The organism is Prevotella intermedia ATCC 25611 = DSM 20706, assembly GCF_001953955.1.
In the GTDB taxonomy this organism is placed as follows: Bacteria; Bacteroidota; Bacteroidia; order Bacteroidales; family Bacteroidaceae; genus Prevotella; species Prevotella intermedia.
The window spans coordinates 509,309-527,322 of the sequence record NZ_CP019301.1; the positions used below are offsets into that span (position 1 = coordinate 509,309).

Annotated in this window: 16 protein-coding genes and 3 pseudogenes; 15 read left to right on the forward strand and 4 right to left on the reverse strand. The window is 42.4% G+C overall.

The window, feature by feature from the left end; all coding sequences use genetic code 11:
* Window positions 1-175 precede the first annotated feature (175 nt).
* Complete coding sequence (locus BWX39_RS10825; protein ID WP_028905752.1) at window positions 176-1,747, forward strand: Rne/Rng family ribonuclease; 1,572 nt, start codon at window positions 176-178, stop codon at window positions 1,745-1,747.
* 349 nt (window positions 1,748-2,096) lie between these two features.
* Here BWX39_RS10825 and BWX39_RS10830 read toward each other — a convergent pair whose 3' ends face one another.
* From BWX39_RS10830 to BWX39_RS10840, 3 genes are all read right to left on the reverse strand, one after another.
* Window positions 2,097-4,586 (reverse strand): TonB-dependent receptor, encoded by a 2,490-nt coding sequence (locus tag BWX39_RS10830; RefSeq protein ID WP_099046255.1) that lies wholly within the window; start codon window positions 4,584-4,586, stop codon window positions 2,097-2,099.
* A 487-nt stretch (window positions 4,587-5,073) separates the two neighbouring features.
* The gene (locus tag BWX39_RS10835) at window positions 5,074-6,210 is read right to left on the reverse strand and encodes a hypothetical protein (RefSeq protein ID WP_028905754.1); all 1,137 of its coding nucleotides are present in this window, start codon (window positions 6,208-6,210) and stop codon (window positions 5,074-5,076) included.
* A gap of 7 nt (window positions 6,211-6,217) precedes the next feature.
* Window positions 6,218-8,152 (reverse strand): peptidase U32 family protein, encoded by a 1,935-nt coding sequence (locus tag BWX39_RS10840; RefSeq protein ID WP_028905755.1) that lies wholly within the window; start codon window positions 8,150-8,152, stop codon window positions 6,218-6,220.
* A gap of 904 nt (window positions 8,153-9,056) precedes the next feature.
* On the opposite strand from BWX39_RS10840, the gene BWX39_RS10850 reads away from it, so the two are divergent.
* From BWX39_RS10850 to BWX39_RS10910, 13 genes and pseudogenes are all read left to right on the forward strand, one after another.
* The gene (locus BWX39_RS10850) at window positions 9,057-9,266 is read left to right on the forward strand and encodes a hypothetical protein (RefSeq protein ID WP_025879496.1); all 210 of its coding nucleotides are present in this window, start codon (window positions 9,057-9,059) and stop codon (window positions 9,264-9,266) included.
* Window positions 9,267-9,278: 12 nt separating this feature from the next.
* Window positions 9,279-9,497 (forward strand): hypothetical protein, encoded by a 219-nt coding sequence (locus tag BWX39_RS10855; protein ID WP_028905756.1) that lies wholly within the window; start codon window positions 9,279-9,281, stop codon window positions 9,495-9,497.
* Between the two features lie 11 nt (window positions 9,498-9,508).
* Window positions 9,509-9,790 (forward strand): hypothetical protein, encoded by a 282-nt coding sequence (locus BWX39_RS10860; RefSeq protein ID WP_028905757.1) that lies wholly within the window; start codon window positions 9,509-9,511, stop codon window positions 9,788-9,790.
* 12 nt (window positions 9,791-9,802) lie between these two features.
* Window positions 9,803-10,393 (forward strand): hypothetical protein, encoded by a 591-nt coding sequence (locus BWX39_RS10865; RefSeq protein WP_028905758.1) that lies wholly within the window; start codon window positions 9,803-9,805, stop codon window positions 10,391-10,393.
* 17 nt (window positions 10,394-10,410) lie between these two features.
* On the forward strand, window positions 10,411-10,827 hold the full coding sequence (locus BWX39_RS10870; protein ID WP_004365304.1) for a PcfK-like family protein: 417 nt from the start codon (window positions 10,411-10,413) through the stop codon (window positions 10,825-10,827).
* 21 nt (window positions 10,828-10,848) lie between these two features.
* A complete protein-coding gene (locus BWX39_RS10875) occupies window positions 10,849-11,379 on the forward strand; it encodes an antirestriction protein ArdA (RefSeq protein WP_028905759.1) in 531 nt (176 codons plus the stop codon).
* A 16-nt stretch (window positions 11,380-11,395) separates the two neighbouring features.
* Window positions 11,396-12,502 (forward strand): annotated as a pseudogene (locus BWX39_RS10880) (PcfJ domain-containing protein); the annotation flags it as partial.
* Between the two features lie 133 nt (window positions 12,503-12,635).
* Window positions 12,636-13,877, forward strand: a complete 1,242-nt coding sequence (locus BWX39_RS10885) for a site-specific integrase (protein ID WP_036860625.1) — start codon at window positions 12,636-12,638, stop codon at window positions 13,875-13,877.
* 34 nt (window positions 13,878-13,911) lie between these two features.
* Window positions 13,912-14,877: a tyrosine-type recombinase/integrase gene (locus BWX39_RS10890; protein WP_244271510.1), complete on the forward strand. Its 966-nt coding sequence runs from the start codon at window positions 13,912-13,914 to the stop codon at window positions 14,875-14,877.
* A complete protein-coding gene (locus tag BWX39_RS10895) occupies window positions 14,855-15,889 on the forward strand; it encodes a tyrosine-type recombinase/integrase (protein ID WP_244271511.1) in 1,035 nt (344 codons plus the stop codon). Before BWX39_RS10890 ends, BWX39_RS10895 begins: the two co-directional genes overlap by 23 nt.
* 121 nt (window positions 15,890-16,010) lie before the next feature.
* Window positions 16,011-16,232 (forward strand): annotated as a pseudogene (locus BWX39_RS10900) (PcfJ domain-containing protein); the annotation flags it as partial.
* 27 nt (window positions 16,233-16,259) lie between these two features.
* On the forward strand, window positions 16,260-16,514 hold the full coding sequence (locus BWX39_RS10905) for a hypothetical protein (RefSeq protein WP_021672826.1): 255 nt from the start codon (window positions 16,260-16,262) through the stop codon (window positions 16,512-16,514).
* An 8-nt stretch (window positions 16,515-16,522) separates the two neighbouring features.
* The gene (locus BWX39_RS10910; protein WP_036860629.1) at window positions 16,523-16,741 is read left to right on the forward strand and encodes a hypothetical protein; all 219 of its coding nucleotides are present in this window, start codon (window positions 16,523-16,525) and stop codon (window positions 16,739-16,741) included.
* A gap of 135 nt (window positions 16,742-16,876) precedes the next feature.
* On the opposite strand, the pseudogene BWX39_RS12655 reads toward BWX39_RS10910, so the two are convergent.
* Window positions 16,877-17,079: pseudogene (locus BWX39_RS12655) on the reverse strand (glycoside hydrolase family protein); the annotation flags it as partial.
* Window positions 17,080-17,244: 165 nt separating this feature from the next.
* On the opposite strand from BWX39_RS12655, the gene BWX39_RS10920 reads away from it, so the two are divergent.
* A complete protein-coding gene (locus BWX39_RS10920; RefSeq protein WP_080651558.1) occupies window positions 17,245-17,958 on the forward strand; it encodes a class I SAM-dependent methyltransferase in 714 nt (237 codons plus the stop codon).
* Window positions 17,959-18,014: the final 56 nt, after the last annotated feature.

Genomic DNA, 18,014 nt, shown 5'->3' on the forward strand with positions numbered 1-18,014 from the left:
GATTAAGAAAGAACAGACATAAGAGCAAGTAAGCCCCATCGGGCTGAAGACTCATATTAAGTCTTTCAACATGACGGGGCATGTCATCGCATTAAACTCCTATTATGGAGTGCGACGGCACGTCTCGCTTTTTATTGGATAAGCGTCGCAAAGATGCTTATAAGAACAGAAGAAAATGACAAGCGAAATAATTATTGATGCCCAACCGAAAGAGATTTCGATTGCATTGCTTGAGGACAAGCGATTGGTGGAATACCAACGCGAACCAAGAGAAGCCAATTTCTCAGTTGGAAACATCTACATTGCGAAGGTCAAGAAATTAATGCCAGGGCTTAATGCCTGCTTCGTAGATGTTGGTTATGAACGCGACGCATTTCTTCATTATCTTGATTTAGGAAGTCAGTTCAACTCCTTTGCTAAATATCTCAAACAGGTACAAAGCGACAGAAAACGACTTTTCCCCATTGAAAAAGCCAACAGACTGCCCGACTTGCAAAAGGATAGCAGCATTCAAAACACGCTGCAAGTGGGTCAGGAGGTAATGGTACAAGTAGTAAAAGAGCCCATTTCAACAAAGGGTCCACGCCTGACAGGCGAAATTTCTTTTGCAGGACGCTATATTGTACTCATTCCATTTGGGGATAAAGTAAACGTTTCTACCAAAATTAAAAGTGGAGAAGAGCGCGCCCGCCTGAAGCAGCTCATACAGAGCATTCGCCCAAAGAACTTCGGGGTGATTGTCCGTACGGTGGCACAAGGCAAAAGGGTGGCGGAACTCGACGCTGAGATGAAAGTACTATACGGAAGATGGCACGATGCCATAACGAAAGTACAGAAAACTCAAGAGCGACCACAACTCATTTTTGAAGAGAAAGGACGTGCGGTAGGTATGCTTCGCGACCTCTTCAACCCCACCTACGAGAATATTTATGTAAACGACGAGGAGATTTGCAATGCCGTAAAGAACTATGTTACTCTTATTGCCCCTGAAAAGGCAAACATAGTAAAGAAATATACAGGCAAGTTGCCCATCTTCGACAACTTTGACGTAACGAAGCAGATTAAGTCGAGCTTTGGAAAAACGATAAATTACGGACACGGTTGCTACATCATCGTTGAACATACCGAAGCTATGCACGTTGTCGATGTGAATAGCGGAAACAGAACAAAGGAGAAAGGACAGGAACAAAATGCTCTCGATACCAATCTTGGCGCAGCCGACGAGATAGCTCGACAACTCCGCTTGAGAGATATGGGAGGTATTATTGTAGTAGACTTCATTGATATGAACTTGGCGGAAGACCGGCAAATGCTCTACGAGCGTATGTGCAAAGCGATGCAGAAAGACCGTGCCCGCCACAACATCTTGCCATTGAGCAAGTTCGGACTAATGCAGATAACACGCCAGAGAGTCCGTCCTGTTATGGACGTTGATGTGGCAGAAGATTGTCCAACTTGTTTTGGTACAGGCAAAATCCGTTCAAGTTTGCTATTTACCGACCTGCTTGAACGTAAGATAGCCCAACTTGTGAATAAGGTTGGCATTAAGAAGTTCTACTTGCACGTGCACCCATACGTTGCTGCTTACATCAACAAAGGCGTTGTTTCCCTGAAAATGAAGTGGCAAATGAAATATGGTCTCGGCGTTAAGATTGTACCATCGCAGAAACTTGCTTTTATGCAATACGAGTTCTACGACAACAAACGTCAGTTCATTGATATGAAAGATACCAACGACAAGTTGTAAACAACACTTATTTGTTTAAGATAATGTAAGAACTTTGCGGTTCTATTTAAAAGATGTTATATCATTCGGATATAACATCTTTTTTTATAGACTTTTTGTTTTAAATGAACTTATACAAACACCTCTTCAAAAGATACCGAGCAATCTATAAAAAGATACCGAGTAATCCGCAAAAAGATATCGAGCAATCTGCAAAAAGATACTGAGCAATCCACAAAAAGATACCGACAAGCAAAATAAAAACCGCCAAACTCGTAGAAAGCTTGGCGGTTTTTAGATTTCCAACAGTATATTTAAAGCATTGTAGCCCTTTGATTTTCGCTACAAACAAACAATTTTTTGTTTTTCCTTAGAAATGGAAAGACAAATCAACACCTATTTGGAAAGGGTTTCCAAGTTGTCCGAAGGTGTGCTTTGTGCCCGTTGCAGCACTCTGCACAGCAAAGGTGTTGTACTTTGTATCGGTGAGGTTCCGCACCCAAAGGTTAATATGTATCGGTCCGAAGTCGGCGTCTGCGTGTGCGCCCAATGTTGCATAGAAGTTCTGCGATATGGTATTCAATTCGTCCCAATAGGTATTGCCTTGTGCCGACAAGTTCAATCCCACTGTAACAGAACGCAGATGGAACTTGTTCGATGGGTCGAGTAAAGCTGCAGGGTCTACATCAATACGATAATCGGTATTGGCTGCGAGCGTATGCTGTGGAACAAATGGAACTCGCTTACCTTTATAATCCACTGCTACTCCAGCAGCGGTAGTTTCGCTATATTCGTCGAATGTTGCACTTGTAAAACCATAACTCAAAGCATAAGACAGCTTGTCGTTGAGCGCACCGCCACGCAACGTTGCTTCCAAACCACACGAATGGCTCTTACCCGCATTGGTCATCATACGGCCAAATCCGTAGTTGTTTGCCAATACTGATAGTTGCTGATTACGGATTTGCATATAGAAAGCAGCCAAGTCGAGCTTCATCTGTCCGCCCATTAAGTTCAAATGAGCACCTGCTTCATAGTTGAAACTTGTTTCGGGCTTATACTCTATGGTTTTTGCAATCTTATTATAGTACGCCTCATCGTGCTCAATGTCAATATCACCACGCGCCTTTTGAGCTGCTGCAGCAATCTCCGTTTGCAATATATCCGAGAACATTTGAATGTTATAACCACCTGCACGATAGCCTTTCGACCAAGTTGCATAAACGTTGCTACCATTGTCGAGGCGATAAGTAAAACCTATCTTGGGCAACAATTCCTTGAAATGGTTGCTCTCGTGATGGGCAAGCGACGATGTAATTGTAGGCTTAATCTTCACGCCCATTACATTTTCGTCCATAAGTAAGCGGGCAGATGTCTTGTAGTCGATTGCCACGTGCGAGTAGTCGTAGCGCAAGCCAAGCGTTGCTCGCAAGCGGCTGGTAATGTCAATATTGCTTTCGTGGTAGAAACCCATATTGAAAGTTGGCGTGCGGAAAAGTCCTAAAATAGGTTGCATCTGCATATTTATCTTTATACCGCCAGCCTTTGCTATTGCTGCCTTGGCTGCTATTGCTGCTGCCTGCATGGCTTTATCTTCAGGTATACCTTTCTTTATCATCTCAGCGGCTATTCGCTTTGTCATTGCCGCAAGCACGCCATTATAGGCAATGGCTGTGATACGGCGCGAAAGATATTTGTTCATATCGCCATCAATATAAACGGGTGCATCGGTCTTCAGCCATTGATAAGCACCGAATGCACCGAATGCCCACTGCCAACGACTATGGTTTTTGCTCTTTACAGACAACTCCTCGGTGAGTGAGTTTTGCAATTGGCGTTGCTCCAAATGCAGGAAATCCTGCGGAAGATAATCGTTGTCCATCATCATATAGTCGCGAAGAAACTGCCAAGAGGTCATAGAGTTAAGCACAAAGCCATTGCCGTTGTACTTTACACCTACTCCCGTGTTCAGCATATTGCGCCTGTAAACACTCTGACGGTTCTGGCTCGGACTTTGTGTTCCAGCTTTCAAGGCATAGTAAGGCGAGGTTATATCGGCAGTAGCTATCTGCTCTTTCGTTACTATCTGACCGTATGGGAAACCATTTTGGTTCACATACTGATAATCGGCTACGAAACTGAGATTCAACCGATGGGTTGGATTCCACAGCAAACGGGCTTTTCCACCAAACTCGTTGAACTTATCGGCACGCTCACCATTGAACTTATTGGTGAAGAAACCGTTCTGTCCGCCGTAGAAAGCCGAAAAAGCGAAAGCCGTTTCGTCGCTCAACTTTGTGTAATGTCCTATCTCTGCCTTGCGCCAGAATTTGTTTCCGAGCGAGAGTTTAAGGTCTGTGCCTTGATAAACAAACGGATTCTTACTATAAAGACGTATCAATCCGCCTTCGGTATTCATTCCATAGAGCGTCCCTTGAGGGCCGTGGAGCACATCAACACGGTCTATATCGTAAGTATGGAAGTTAAACGCACTCTTGCTCTGAATGGGCATATTGTCTACATACATTCCCACCGCAGGCGAATTTATACGCGAACCTATGCCACGCATATACATCGACGATGTGTAACGCGAGCCATATTCGGGCATTACAAACGAAGGAACGAAAGCCGAAAGCTGCCGAAGGTCTTGTGTGTTAAGGCTCTTCAACTGCAAATGACTGAACGAAGTGCTGTTCAACGGTTGCTGACGCAGGCGATAAGCCTCTTTCGGGTTATCGTAGACATATACTTCTTCAATGTCGTAAATGCGTACAGTGTCGTTAATCTCTTCATTGTTATCTGCCAACAATGAAGTTGGTAGGAATGAAGCACATAAAAATGTAAGTAAAATCTTGTTCATTACCATTTCTTTATTGCATTAATCTAATATCGTTTAGTGGATGCAAAGGTAGTGAAAACCTAATAACTACACAATCCTTATTTATTAGGAAATACAAACAACACTGTAATGAGACCGCTACAAAGGCAACGTTCCGATGTTCTTTCGAAGCGTTAAGAAGGAGAAAAAGCACGGTTCCGAAGATATTTATGCCTATTAAAACTGAATTATCAAAGCTTTGAGAAATATTTATCAGAACTCTGATAATAATTTATCTAAGCTTAGATAAATACTTCTCAAAGCTTAGATAAATTAAAAATATACATCGAAAATTATATTATATACGGTTTCTCGTGAAAGCGAAACCTAACAAAAACAATGTCAGAACCTTTGCAAGCCCCACATATTAACATTGAAAACAAGAATACGACTTATTGATTAACGATTTAACAAGACAATGGTTTTGCAGCGGTTTCTCTGCAAGAAGAAAGAAAAGTAAGCCGAAAAACTATTCGTTTACTACACCACAATGGGGGCAACGCCCTTTCCTGTGAAGACGAGAGCCGCAGTTGCCGCACTCGTAGGCGTCGCTGCTCTTCTTGAACCAAACCCGAATACCATAATAAATGTAGACCAAAAGCAGCAAGTATCCTATATAATATAAGGTGAGAACCGAAAAAACAATATAGTTTACCGCACAGATAGCTGCCAAACCACACAGATACATAAAAGCATCGCCCGAACGAAGCAATCGGCGGACATCGTCGAAGGCAGCAATACCTATCAGCAACATTGCCCAGACAAGCAACAGGAAAATGTTTAAAAGTATGGGTTGCGAGAACGGATTGAGCGACGGGTGGAAGTAAAACTCCCGCCACGTTTCAGGCGCAAAAAGCTGAATGCTCGCATAGAAAGTTGCCGACGTCGCTACAATGATGGCCAACAACGTTGGATAGAAAGAGTTTATATCGTTGAAATGCACTATGTTGGCATTGCGTTTCATAATCTTACGCATCAGATAACTAACGCCAATCAATGAAATAACGACCAAGAAAATAAGCAAGTGGATGTTTGAAAACAGAGAAATGAACTGCGATATGGGTGTGTCGGGGTCTACCTTCTTCAGCAGTTGCCGCTCTCTCGCCCAGCCAAAGGCATAGTCTTCCGTGGCAACGCGCACCCAAACCGAGTCGATACTGTCGTTCGGAAGAATGCGAATACCGGCTACCACCAACGATTTCCCCTTCGCTACAGCAAACGAATCGGTTTCAAGATTGTTCACTACTTCCTCTGGCTGTTGCCTTAAAAGCATCAAGGAGTCTTTGCTTACTACGAAATTGAACCCTTCAGAATAATGATGCTTCACACGGAAAGCAAACGAATCCAACTTTGTCGTAGTGCCAGACCACTCTATACTGTTATCGGCTTGTTTCATCAAATCGAGCGAATCGTGGTTCGGAAGTATGCGCCGGGAAATCTGTGCTTCCTGAATGCTGTCGGAAAGACGGAAGTTTGAAGGCGTTTTCTTATGGTAGCAACTTGTAGAAACAAGCGAAAGAAGAAGCAACAGAACCACTACTCCGAAAGAAACATACATCTCTCGGAGGTTCTTTAATGGCTTGCTATGTTCAAATTGTTGTTTCATTCGGTCGTTATTCAGCGTATATATTCATCTGACAGTCCTTGCAATCGAACTCCAAACGGAAGCGTCGCTTGTCGCCAAGTTCCAAGAACAGTGGCTCTTTCCACGTTGGTTTCTTGCCACCGTGCACCACGCAATAGCCCAACGAATAGCGAACACAATGGCGGCACTGCATAATGAGAGCCTCATCGTGCATGGGTTTCGTGTCCATACACTCGAAAGCAGATTTTACATTCGCTCCCTGTTGCTCGTAAAATGCCCTTGCCGCACGGTTGGAAACGTTATACAGGTAGGGAAAACGCTTGTATTGCGATGGATTTATGTATTGAAAAGCTGCCACATTGGTGCTGTCCAAAGCCTGCTTTTTCAGTGTGTCTGCTTCTTCGACAAGCAACGACTGGCGTGCAAAACTTTCGATGGCACTGCGTCTTAACTCCGCAAGCACGCTGCTCGGAACAAAATATCGGTCGGCATTATCGTTTATTTCCACTCTCTCGCAAGCATAAATGGTATTGCCCAGCTTGGTGAGTTGTCGGACGATGTTGTCGCGCTGTGGCTTCTTAGCCTCCTGATGCGCAAACTGAACGGCAACCTTTGCTTCTACCTTTGGAACATCGACGCCACTTAAACGAACCGTCAGCGAATAGCCATCGGGGGTTAATCCAAACTCCATATCAATGGGTAGAAGGCGTACTGCCGACTGTCCTGCAAGTTCTTTCTCGAAGGCTTGGTCTTGGTTTCTATACAAACCCATACCCGCTTTCAAGCCTTGCGGCATCTTGTAAGGGTACAATCGGTTGCCCACAGCCTTGTTCACACGGAATCCTTCCAATGCTTCCACCGTTCGTCCTTCGCGGTTGGTCTGTCGATTGATGAAGCACAGACCGTCGCCATTGGCGAAACTTGCCGTCGTAGAAACGTTAAACGAGTCGCAACGTATTTCCTTTACCTTGCCAACATACTCTCCCAATGCCTTCGGCGTGTTGGGCGAGAAGATGCCTTGCTGACGTCCATCGGCAAAATAATGGGTATATCCACGATTGAAAGTCTTATTAAGGTCGGGTGTGAAGTTGCATTCCACTCTTCCAAACGATGCACGTCGGAACTCGTCGGGGTGCTTTGCCATGATGGCGTTCAAACGTTGGTTGTATGCCGATACAACATTCTTCACATAATTAATATCCTTCAGTCGCCCTTCTATCTTGAAAGCACATGCTCCCGAACGCATCAATGCCTCAAGATTGTCTATCTGGCTCATATCTTTCAACGAAAGAAGATAACGCTGATGCTCTATCGTCTTGCCGTCGGAATCTTTCAAATCGAATGCCATTCTGCAGAATTGGGCACACGCCCCACGATTGGCTGAACGGTCGAAACAATATTGGGAAGCATAGCAAATGCCGCTGTAACTCACACAAAGTGCCCCGTGCACAAAGGCTTCCAACTCTACTTCGGGCACAGCCGTATGTATATCGGCTATCTCTTGCACCGACAACTCTCGTGCCAATACCACTCGTTCAAAGGCCAAGGAAGCGAGCCAACGCACCTTTTCGGCAGTTCTGCTATCGCATTGTGTACTGGCATGCAGCGATATGTTGGTCTTTAGCTGTTCCTTGCAAGCCTTCAACAGTCCCATATCCTGAATCAACAAGGCATCGACCTTAGCTTTTTCCAATTCTCGAACAAGTTGCAACATATCGTCCATCTCGTCATCGTAGATGATTGTATTCACCGTTACGTGTACCTTTGCACCAAACTGATGGGCATAATCGCACAATGCTGCTATGTCTTCCACACTATTGCCAGCCGATTGCCTTGCACCAAACTTAGCTGCACCGATATACACGGCATCTGCACCGTGGTCTATTGCAGCTATTCCACAAGCCAAGTTCTTGGCTGGAGCCAACAGTTCTATTGTTCGTGTCTTATTATCCTTGCTCTGCATTCCAATGCGCAAAGATAATCAATAAAAAAGAGAAAAGGCAGAAGAGTATATTAAAAAATCTAATCCAACAGGCAGTTCTCCTCCTTACTCGACCTTAACTCCGTCATTACTTTTAAGCAACATCAAGTTTGAAACAGCACAACTACATAGTAATAAATTAATATTTAAGGGGTAAAAGTTTTTAAATATGCAATTTCTTTCTTACTTTTGCAGTACTAAATATTTTAAATAGCTAAACCAAAACAATTTTATAAATATGTTTTTCACGAAAAATCTATCATTTAGGTCTAAGTAATTGGCTATGAACAGCCTTGTGAGTTATGAAATGCAGTAGGTAATGATTTAGCGACCTATCTTCTGCAACGACACACAACGCTTTGCATAACTCGAATAACCTATTGCAAAGGTAATACTATCTACGGAGAAAGACGAAACTTTCTCCGTTTTTCTTTTCTAATAGTTGTCTGTTCAGACAATAGTTTTCATTCTTTTCGTCTTATTCCTCACGATTATGGCAGTCTTTCTTGTGAAGGCTGCCTTTCATTTTTTCGCTCTGTCCTCTCAGGTGTTCCTCTCCACATTCTACTCTATGTATTCGCATCGGGATCGGTTGTTCGTTGTCAGCGGCAAAGGTAGTTCCGGGCTTTCACGGACAAAAAAGGTCGGGGCGGCAAGCCGTTTAGACGACAATCTCCACACCTCCATTTCATTGCAGGTAGTATTCTCGCCGTAAAACCTTGTTTGTCCTAAGCCCTACCTTTTTACGCCCCTGAAACGAAAACGACCGACCCGACGGAAAGACGCATAAAAAAAATGTCGGAAACACGAGGACAGAGAACATTAAAATGGAAACTCAACTTCCTCACCTCGGGAATCCGCATAAAATCAAAAAAAATCAGACAAGATGAAACTGAGATACAAAATATCAATTTGGGTGGCTCTTGCACTCGCAGGTTCTCTCCTTTGGGGCGGAAGCGTCTGGCTTTGGCTGGTAGGGATATGTGCAGGGAAATTCCTCATTCGGCTACTCCTTACCATCACTTTGGCAATCGCAGTGTACATCTTGGCTTATGCCCTCATCATCGGGGCAATACTTTGGTTACTCATTTCTTAAACAGACAGATGTATGAAAAGAAGAAGCAAGACAATCGCACAGCAATGCAGATACTACGGGGTAGATAACATCTTCGAGTATATGGTATCGGTTTACCTCAATGGAAATATATCCGCCTTTGGGGAACTATACAAGGAACTCAATCGGAAAGACAGAAAGGAGTTTATCACCTATCTCTTTTCAGAGGTTGCCCCTACCCATATCCAAGAAATCATTTTAGCAACAATCTAAACATAGGAACAATGGAAGCATTCAGATTTTACCAAGACCGAAAGGTTACTTGTTGGGAACGCACCCACTTTGAAGTAACAGCCGAGAATTACGAGGAAGCCGTTGCTCTTGTCAAGTCGTGGCAAGGTGAGGACGTTCTCTGTTTTGAGGACAACGAGAAAGTCATCATTACGGACGGAGAAACATTATATGACACCTCCGAAAGCTTATCCGTAGAGGAAAACGGAGGGAAACCTACTATCGAGGTCTTTGCGGACAATGGAGAAGACATCATCAATAATACAGCCCGATAACACCAAACGAATATGAGAACGGAAACAAGAACATACGAGGTATATAACCTTCACGAACTGACCAAAGAGGCACAAGCAAAGGCACACAGCCATTGGGCGGAACATTTCAACTATGGTTGGGACGAAGAAAACCGAAAGACATTGCAAGCCTTTGAACAGACATTCAATATCAAGGTGGACAGATGGTCATACGATGATTATTCCTATTGGTATCGTTTCACTTCTCATTACAGAGAGGAAGAAGATAATTTGAAAGGGGTTAGACTTCTGAAATACCTTGTCAATAACTATTGGAACGACTTGTATATACCCAAAACCATTTGGGGACACAATTACAAGACAAAGCGCAAGAGCCGTGTATTCGTCACCAATGATTGTGTTTTGACGGGCTATTATATGGACTATGAGATATTACAGCCTATATACGACTTTCTGAAAGCCCCCGACAACACCACCCTTTACGAACTTATGAACAAGTGCTTAAACGGCTTTTTCAAGGCTTGCAGGGACGATATGGAATATCAACTCAGCGAAGAAGCCGTTGCCGAGAGTTGCGAAGCCAACAACTACGAATTTCTATCCGACGGAACATTATTCAACTGATTAAAACATCAACCACAATGAAAGGTACAGAACATTTCAAGGACGTTATCCAAAACTATTTGGAAACCAGAGCATCATACGATGAACTCTTTGCGGAGAGTTTCCGCAAGGAGAATAAAAACATAGACGAGTGCATTACCTACATCTTGACGGAAGTCCAAAGAATGGGGTGTGCAGGTCTGTCCGATGAGGAGGTATATTCCCTTGCCGTTCACTACTATGATGAGGATAACATCGAGGTGGGCAAGTCCATCAACTGCCAAGTCGTGGTAAACCATACTATCGAACTTACAGAGGAGGAAAAAGCAGAAGCACGGAAAAAGGCTATCGAGCGATACCAAGCAGAGGAATACCGCAAACTGACCGCCAAGAAACCAAAAGCGGAGAAGCAGGTGGAACAGCAGATAGCACAACCCTCACTATTCGAGTTTTAACCCTTGAACAACAAAAGGAAAATGGAAGCAAAGGATTTGAACGAAGCACGCATCTATGTAGGCACTTATGCCAAGTACAACAACGGCTCATTGCAGGGCGAATGGGTGGAACTTTCGGACTTCTACGATTTGGACGGCTTTATGGAGCGTTGTGCCGAGATACACGAGGACGAGGAAGAACCCGAATATATGTTCCAAGCGTGGGAGGAAATCCCCGATGGTCTGATAGCCGAGAGCCATTTGGAGGAAACCTTCTTTGAACTTCGGGACGAGTTGGACAGACTGAACGACACGGAGAAAGAAGCCTTTTGGGTGTGGGCAGACGGCAACAACGCCCAACTCACACAAGACGCTTACAGCCTTGTGAAGTCTTTCCAATCGGACTACATAGGAAGTTATGCAAGCAGGGAAGATTTTGCGGAGGAGCTTGCGAAAATGGAGAACTACTTACCCGATTTTGCGCTGATATATTTTGACTTCTCCAAATATGCCGATGACCTTTTCGATATGGACTTTTGGTACAAGGATGGCTATGTATTTCGGAACAACTAATTGAGGAGGACAGATTATGAAACCGAGAAACAAGTTTGAGAAAGCAGTACTTTCTGAGAGCAGGAACTTACGACCGATAACCAAGACACAATGTAAGTGGGCTTTTCGTGAATGTATAGAGCATTTCGCCTATCGATTACCCAAAGGTCGTACCACGTGTATGGATTGTGGGCATAGTTGGACAATGGAGAAAACAACTGAACATGGCACTTGCCCTCATTGTAGAGCAAAGTTGCAAGTCCGAACAACTTTTGAACGTAAGATAAGACAGAGGCAATACTTTACGATACTTACTACTTGTGGAGAGAACCAAGTATTAAGAATGTTCCTCCTCTCCGCAGAAATGGAGAAAGGATGCAAACCAACGTCCTACGTTATTGAAATTGGTCAGTATTGGTGGAACGCACAAGGACGGAAAGCCGTGATAGCCGTTCAGAGAGTATTGGGCAGATACATCGACACCTTTTCCTATTGCTCGCCTATGGCAGTGAGAAACGATAACGAAGCCTACCGCCATATATCGTACTCTCCGATATATCCGAAGTTCAAGGCAACGGAAGCATTCCGCAGGAATGGATTTAAGAATGATTTTCACGACATCGCACCAACTGTTCTCATTCCATCCCTATTGTCCGACAGCCGTGCGGAAACATTGATTAAAGCAGGCAGAACCGAGCATCTGAAATACTTTCTTGACAATTCGAGGGCATTTGACGCTTGTTGGCAATCCTATAAAGTCGCCACTCGCAACGGCTATGACATAAAGGACATTTCAATTTGGTGCGACTATGTGGATATGCTCCGCAGATTGGGCAAGGACATACACAGCCCCAAGTATGTTTGCCCCATCGACCTGCATAGGGAACACGACCTAAGACAAAACGAACTCCGCAGACAAAGGGAAAAGGAAGAAAAGGAGAAGAAACGCAAAAAGGCAATGGAGGATGAAAAGCGTTTCCACGAACTCAAATCAAAGTTCTTCGGTATCTCATTCACGGATGGCACAATCCAAGTCCACGTTTTGGAGAGTGTGCAGGAACATTTGGAGGAGGGGGTGGCAATGCACCATTGCGTGTTATGTAAAGGTTTGCATAATACGCACTATGCAAACCAAACAAATATGTAAAAAATCAAAAATGATAATGCAGAAACGCACAAAATGCGAATTAGTTATAGATATGATGTTTACATAACAAGTTTACATAAGTATATTTGCATAATGGTGATATTGCCATAATTAAAACAGTAATAACTGCATGACATTTTTAGAATTAAGGCATCAAGTAGAGGATGCATTGAAAACTTCAGGGTATTCTAAAGGAACCTTGAAATCTACTAAATGTGTGTTTAATCATCTTCAACATTACCTTGAAAAGGGTCAAAATTTTGAGTTAACTCATGAATTGGCTTCGCAATTCTTGTTGGAAAAAAATGGAACTTTAGATTGGGATGCATTGACAAAATCTCAAAAAGGAAGCGTAAGATGTGTAGAGTACTTAACCACGTGGCTTGAATCTAAGGAACTCCGCAAGAGTAAAAAACGAAGACGAAAGATTCCCTTTGAAGGAAAATTGGGGCAATCATTCGAGGATTTTCTTCTTCGGGAGTCCCATACCAAACATCCTGCGACACTAAAGCATCATCGCACGCGCCTAAGTCACTTGTACTTGTACCTGTATGAGCGAAATATGGTTTGTATGGATATAACGACAGAAATTATGATTGGATTCTTAGCTCACTTGGATAATATAAAAACCATTGCAGAAAGAGATAATCATATGATCTCTATTCGTGCATTTATGAAGTTTCTATGTGAGCGTAAAGAACTTCAAGATTGTAGTTACGAACGATGGATTAATTTACTCAGGCTTAAACGCCCGGTTTCTAAAAAGATTCCATCTGTCTATACCCAAGAGGAGGTGGAACGAATTATAGCCTCTATTGATCGCATTAGTACTATAGGGAAACGTAATTATGCGATGATTTTGTTGTGTGCAAGATATGGATTGAGGGCTATTGATGTCGTAGGTATGAGATTTTGTAATATTGATTGGGATACAAATGAAATACGAGTAAGGCAACAGAAAACAGATAAAGAAATAACATTACCCTTGTCTGAGGAGGTTGGGTGTGCATTGATAGATTATATAAAAAATGGGCGGCCATCTGCCAATACACCTTATTTATTCATAAAGCATTCGGCTCCATATGGAGCATTGTCCAGTGGAGTAATGGCACTCAATGTAAGCACATACATGAGGCGTGCCGGTATTGATTCTACTGGAAAAAGGACGGGCAGTCATATTCTACGGCACAGCCTCGCCTCTAATTTACTAAAAGCCAATGAGCAATTACCTGTCATTTCGGAAATACTTGGACACAAATCCACGGAAAGTACAAAGATCTACTTAAAGGTGGACTTAGACCGACTTCGTCAGTGCGCTCTTGATGTGCCATTTGTTTCATCTTTATTTTATGACAATCTCTATGGTAAATAACAATTCGAATAAATTCAAAAGTGTATTCTCTATAATGATAGTTAAATACATTGACTATATGCGTTCTATGAGCTTGGAAAGTAGAACCGCAGAAATTCGTTTAGCTCAATTTGATAAACTTGCCTATGAACGAGCGACAGAAGGAGTTGGCATTACAAAGGAGTTAGCGGACGAATGGGGTAAGATCCGGTCAAATGAGACTCCAAATAATCGCTATCAACGAATATCTCTTCTACGTAGATTCTCTTCTTTTCTTCAATTACACGGTATAGATTCATATCTGCCCAAGTTACCCAAATATGACAAAAACGCATTTATGCCATATATATTTACTACAAAGGAGATTACTGATATTTTTAGAGAATCTGATAAGCTACATGTTCACCGTAAATATCTAAACTCGAGTAAGTTCGTCATGCCAACTCTTATCCGGTTACTGTATAGTACGGGTATAAGAATTGGAGAAGCTCTTTCGCTCAAACACTCGAATGTCAATCTTTGTAACGGGATACTAACACTGTATAAATGTAAAAACAGTGAAGATAGGTTGGTACCGCTATCTCTTTCTATGAGAGAAATATGTAAAGATTATGTGTCGTATAAGGAACGTATGAACATAAAAACAGAAGATGACTCTTTTTTCTTCACATCACCATGCGGTAATCAATGTTTGAGAGGCTCTATTGCAGATTCATTCAAAATCATTCTGCAGCGTGCCGGGATACATCACAATCACAATCGGGTTGGAGTTCGGCTTCACGACCTCAGACATACGTTCTGCGTGCACACTTTACATCGACTGTGTGAGCAAGGATTGGATTTATACTATTCAATGCCGATTTTGATGACTTATATTGGTCATAAATCTCTCTCAGCGACTAATCGTTATGTAAGACTAACGGAAGAAATGTATCCGGGTATTCTCAAGAACGTCAACAAAGCATATAAACATCTTTTCCCCGAAATCGAACTAAACAATGAAACCAATGAATCAGACTGACTTTTCAAAACACATCTCGGATTTTTTCGGGAGTTATTTACCTGATGAATGCGGTGTAACCAATAATACTATCAAAACTTATAGTTATTGCTTTACCCTTCTTCTGGAATACTTCAAAGAAGTAGAACTAATAAGAGCTCAAAAATTAACGTTGAAGCATATTACAAAGGAGCGAATAATATCATTTCTCAATTGGTTGGAAACTACACGTAAGTGTAGTACAAATACAAGGAATGCGAGATTAGGTGCAATTCATGCATTCTTTAAATATCTTCAATACCGTGATGTCACCGGTATTGCAATGTGGCAGGATGTATTATCAATAAAGTTTAAGAAAACAGGAGTCAAACAAATGCCGTTTCTTTCAGTGGAAGCAATTAAGGCATTATTGGATTTACCAAATCAAAAGACTAAAAAAGGGCGCAGAGACTTTGTCTTGATTGGATTACTATATGATAGTGCAATGAGAGTTCAAGAACTTATTGATTCTACTCCATCCGACATTCGATTTGGAGAGATAGTCACAATACGTGTCATCGGTAAAGGAAATAAAGTAAGAACTATACCTCTAACTGATGTGCAAGCAAATAATCTGAAACAATATATGCTTGAAAATAATATGTTAGATAAGAATAAACTCAATAATCCCCTATTTTCAAATGGCAGGGACGGAAAATTATCTCGCATGGCGGTTCTTAAAATCGTCAAAAAATATTTTCAAATTTTGAAGCAAAACACTTCGATTATTGTGCCCGATGATATTGGATGCCATGCATTACGACATTCAAAGGCAATACATTTATTAGAAGCTAATGTGAATTTGGTTTGGATAAGAGACTTTCTCGGACATTCATCTGTAACCACAACTGAGGTTTATGCCAGAGCCAGCGATAAAATGAAAAAGGAAGCTCTTGCAAAACTCAATCCTGGGATAATCATCGAAGGAAAATCATCATGGCAAAAAGATCCACAATTGTTATCGTATTTGAAGTCATTGCAACTTGATTTCTGAAAAATTATGTAAAGTTTATTCGCTCTTAAAACACCGATAATTGCTTCTTATGGTAGTGAATATTTGAAAGTTAATTTATTTAAGCGTGGGTGAACTTTACATATTTATTTGGTTTGCATAATGCGTGTTCGACAATGCTTACTATCTCAAAGAAAACTCGCTTATCCTTTCGGCAACCATTGAGGGCAGACGGATAGAAACGATTGAGGTCAATCTGGACACGCTCAAAGTGGTGCAAAGTCGTGGAGTGTGCAACAAGAATACGGAGTATCACGAACAGATAGTGAACCTTGTTAATGCTAATCGAGAACTAATAAGCCGAAGAATGAAAGCAACTGCATGAAGTATGAACCATTAAAATATCAGAGATATGAAAACAGAGATAGAAAACATCATCTATAACTACACGGACGAGATACCGCATATTCTCATCAGGGTTATCAATGCGATAACCCTATCCGACAATGAGGAAGAGTTAAGGACGGCAATAGGCAAAATAGCCGAAGAAACGGAACTTGACAAGTTTTTCGCCTATGGTTATGGCGCACATCACTTTTGGCTCACACACCGCAAGTTATCCAATGGAGAGCCAAAGCAGTACAGATTATTAAAGGTTGAATTTTAAGATTAGGAATGATGAAGAAACAGAGATTTTTAGTCTATACGGAATATGTTTTTGACGGCGTATTCGATGTGGTTGCCGAGAGCAAGGAGGAAGCACGGCAGAAAGTCCTACAAAATTGTGGGTTGGCTATGGGTGGAAGCATTCACAGCACTTTGCCCGATGATGAGATAAATTGGGCTTTCGATATACACCCTAACAGACGAATAGACAAAATAACGAAAGTGTAGAAACAGCACCTTGAATAAGACCAAGAGCCACGCAAACCGAAAATTTGCGTGGCTTCTTTTCTTTGTCTTTGAGCGAGCAGGCGACCAAAGCAAAGAAGCAAAAGAAAGTCGCAGGGAAATTACATTTCATATTTGCTAAGGAAGAAAGAACAAGGCTAACTCCACACGTCTCTGCTTCACCAATCTTTTGCCCCTGCATCGGCAAAAGGATACATACTCACGACAAATTTTTCGTAACCAGCCTCTATCTTTCTCTTGGGTTGCTTACCGTAACCAAGTAGTCGCTTCACGCCCACACTGTAGGAAAGCAAGGTAAGCAGTAAAGCATCCTTGCCGTTATCATTGCTGTTTTTATAGGCAGCGTATTCTCAATATCTTCTACCTTATCCACAATGATGTTCTGTGATTCCCAATCCACATACATGGAGGATGTTCGAAATAAAAATCATTATTATTGGCGATTGCAGAGACGAAGCAGATATCGTACTTTTGCAAAATAAGAAATGAACATTCTTGATAAGAAGATGATGGCAAACAGACAGAGCAATTCCTACCAAAGGATGATGGAACATTACGACGATCTATTGACCGGACGGAAGTGGTGGTCAAGGATATATATGCGATTTATTTGGAACGAAGACACTAATCTCTTGGCTCGGAAAGTGCTTGATCTCATACCGGACGATTTTCGGGGACGACTGCTTGACGTGCCTGTCGGCACTGCCATTTTCACCGCCGAGAAGTATCGCCGGATGAAAGATGCCGAGATCGTTGGTTTGGACTATTCGGAAGAAATGATAGCCATTGCGGCTTTGCGGAAAGAGACAGAGGAGATAGCCAACCTGTCTTTGGAGCAAGGAGATGTCGGAGAACTTCCCTATGCCAACGAGATCTTCGAATGCGTACTGTCGATGAACGGCTTTCAGGCTTTCCCTGAGAAAGAAAAAGCCTTTGCCGAGATTTTCCGCGTGCTGAAACCCGGCGGTTGCTTCTGCGGCTGCTTTTATGTCAAGGGCGAACGCCGATTGGCTGATTTATTTGTTAAGAAAGTCATGGAAAGAAAAGGATTTTTCCACCCTCCATACGACACCTTCGCTGAAGCCGAAAGCCGACTTCGGAGTATGTATGGCGATGACGTGCTGACAGAAAAAATGGCTTCCGTCTGCTTGTTCCGCTGCGTGAAACCACAAAGAGAAAGCACTGAAAACGAACAATAACCCCAAAACATAAGACTATGAGCGTAACAAAAATCATCGACGAAGAAAACATCACC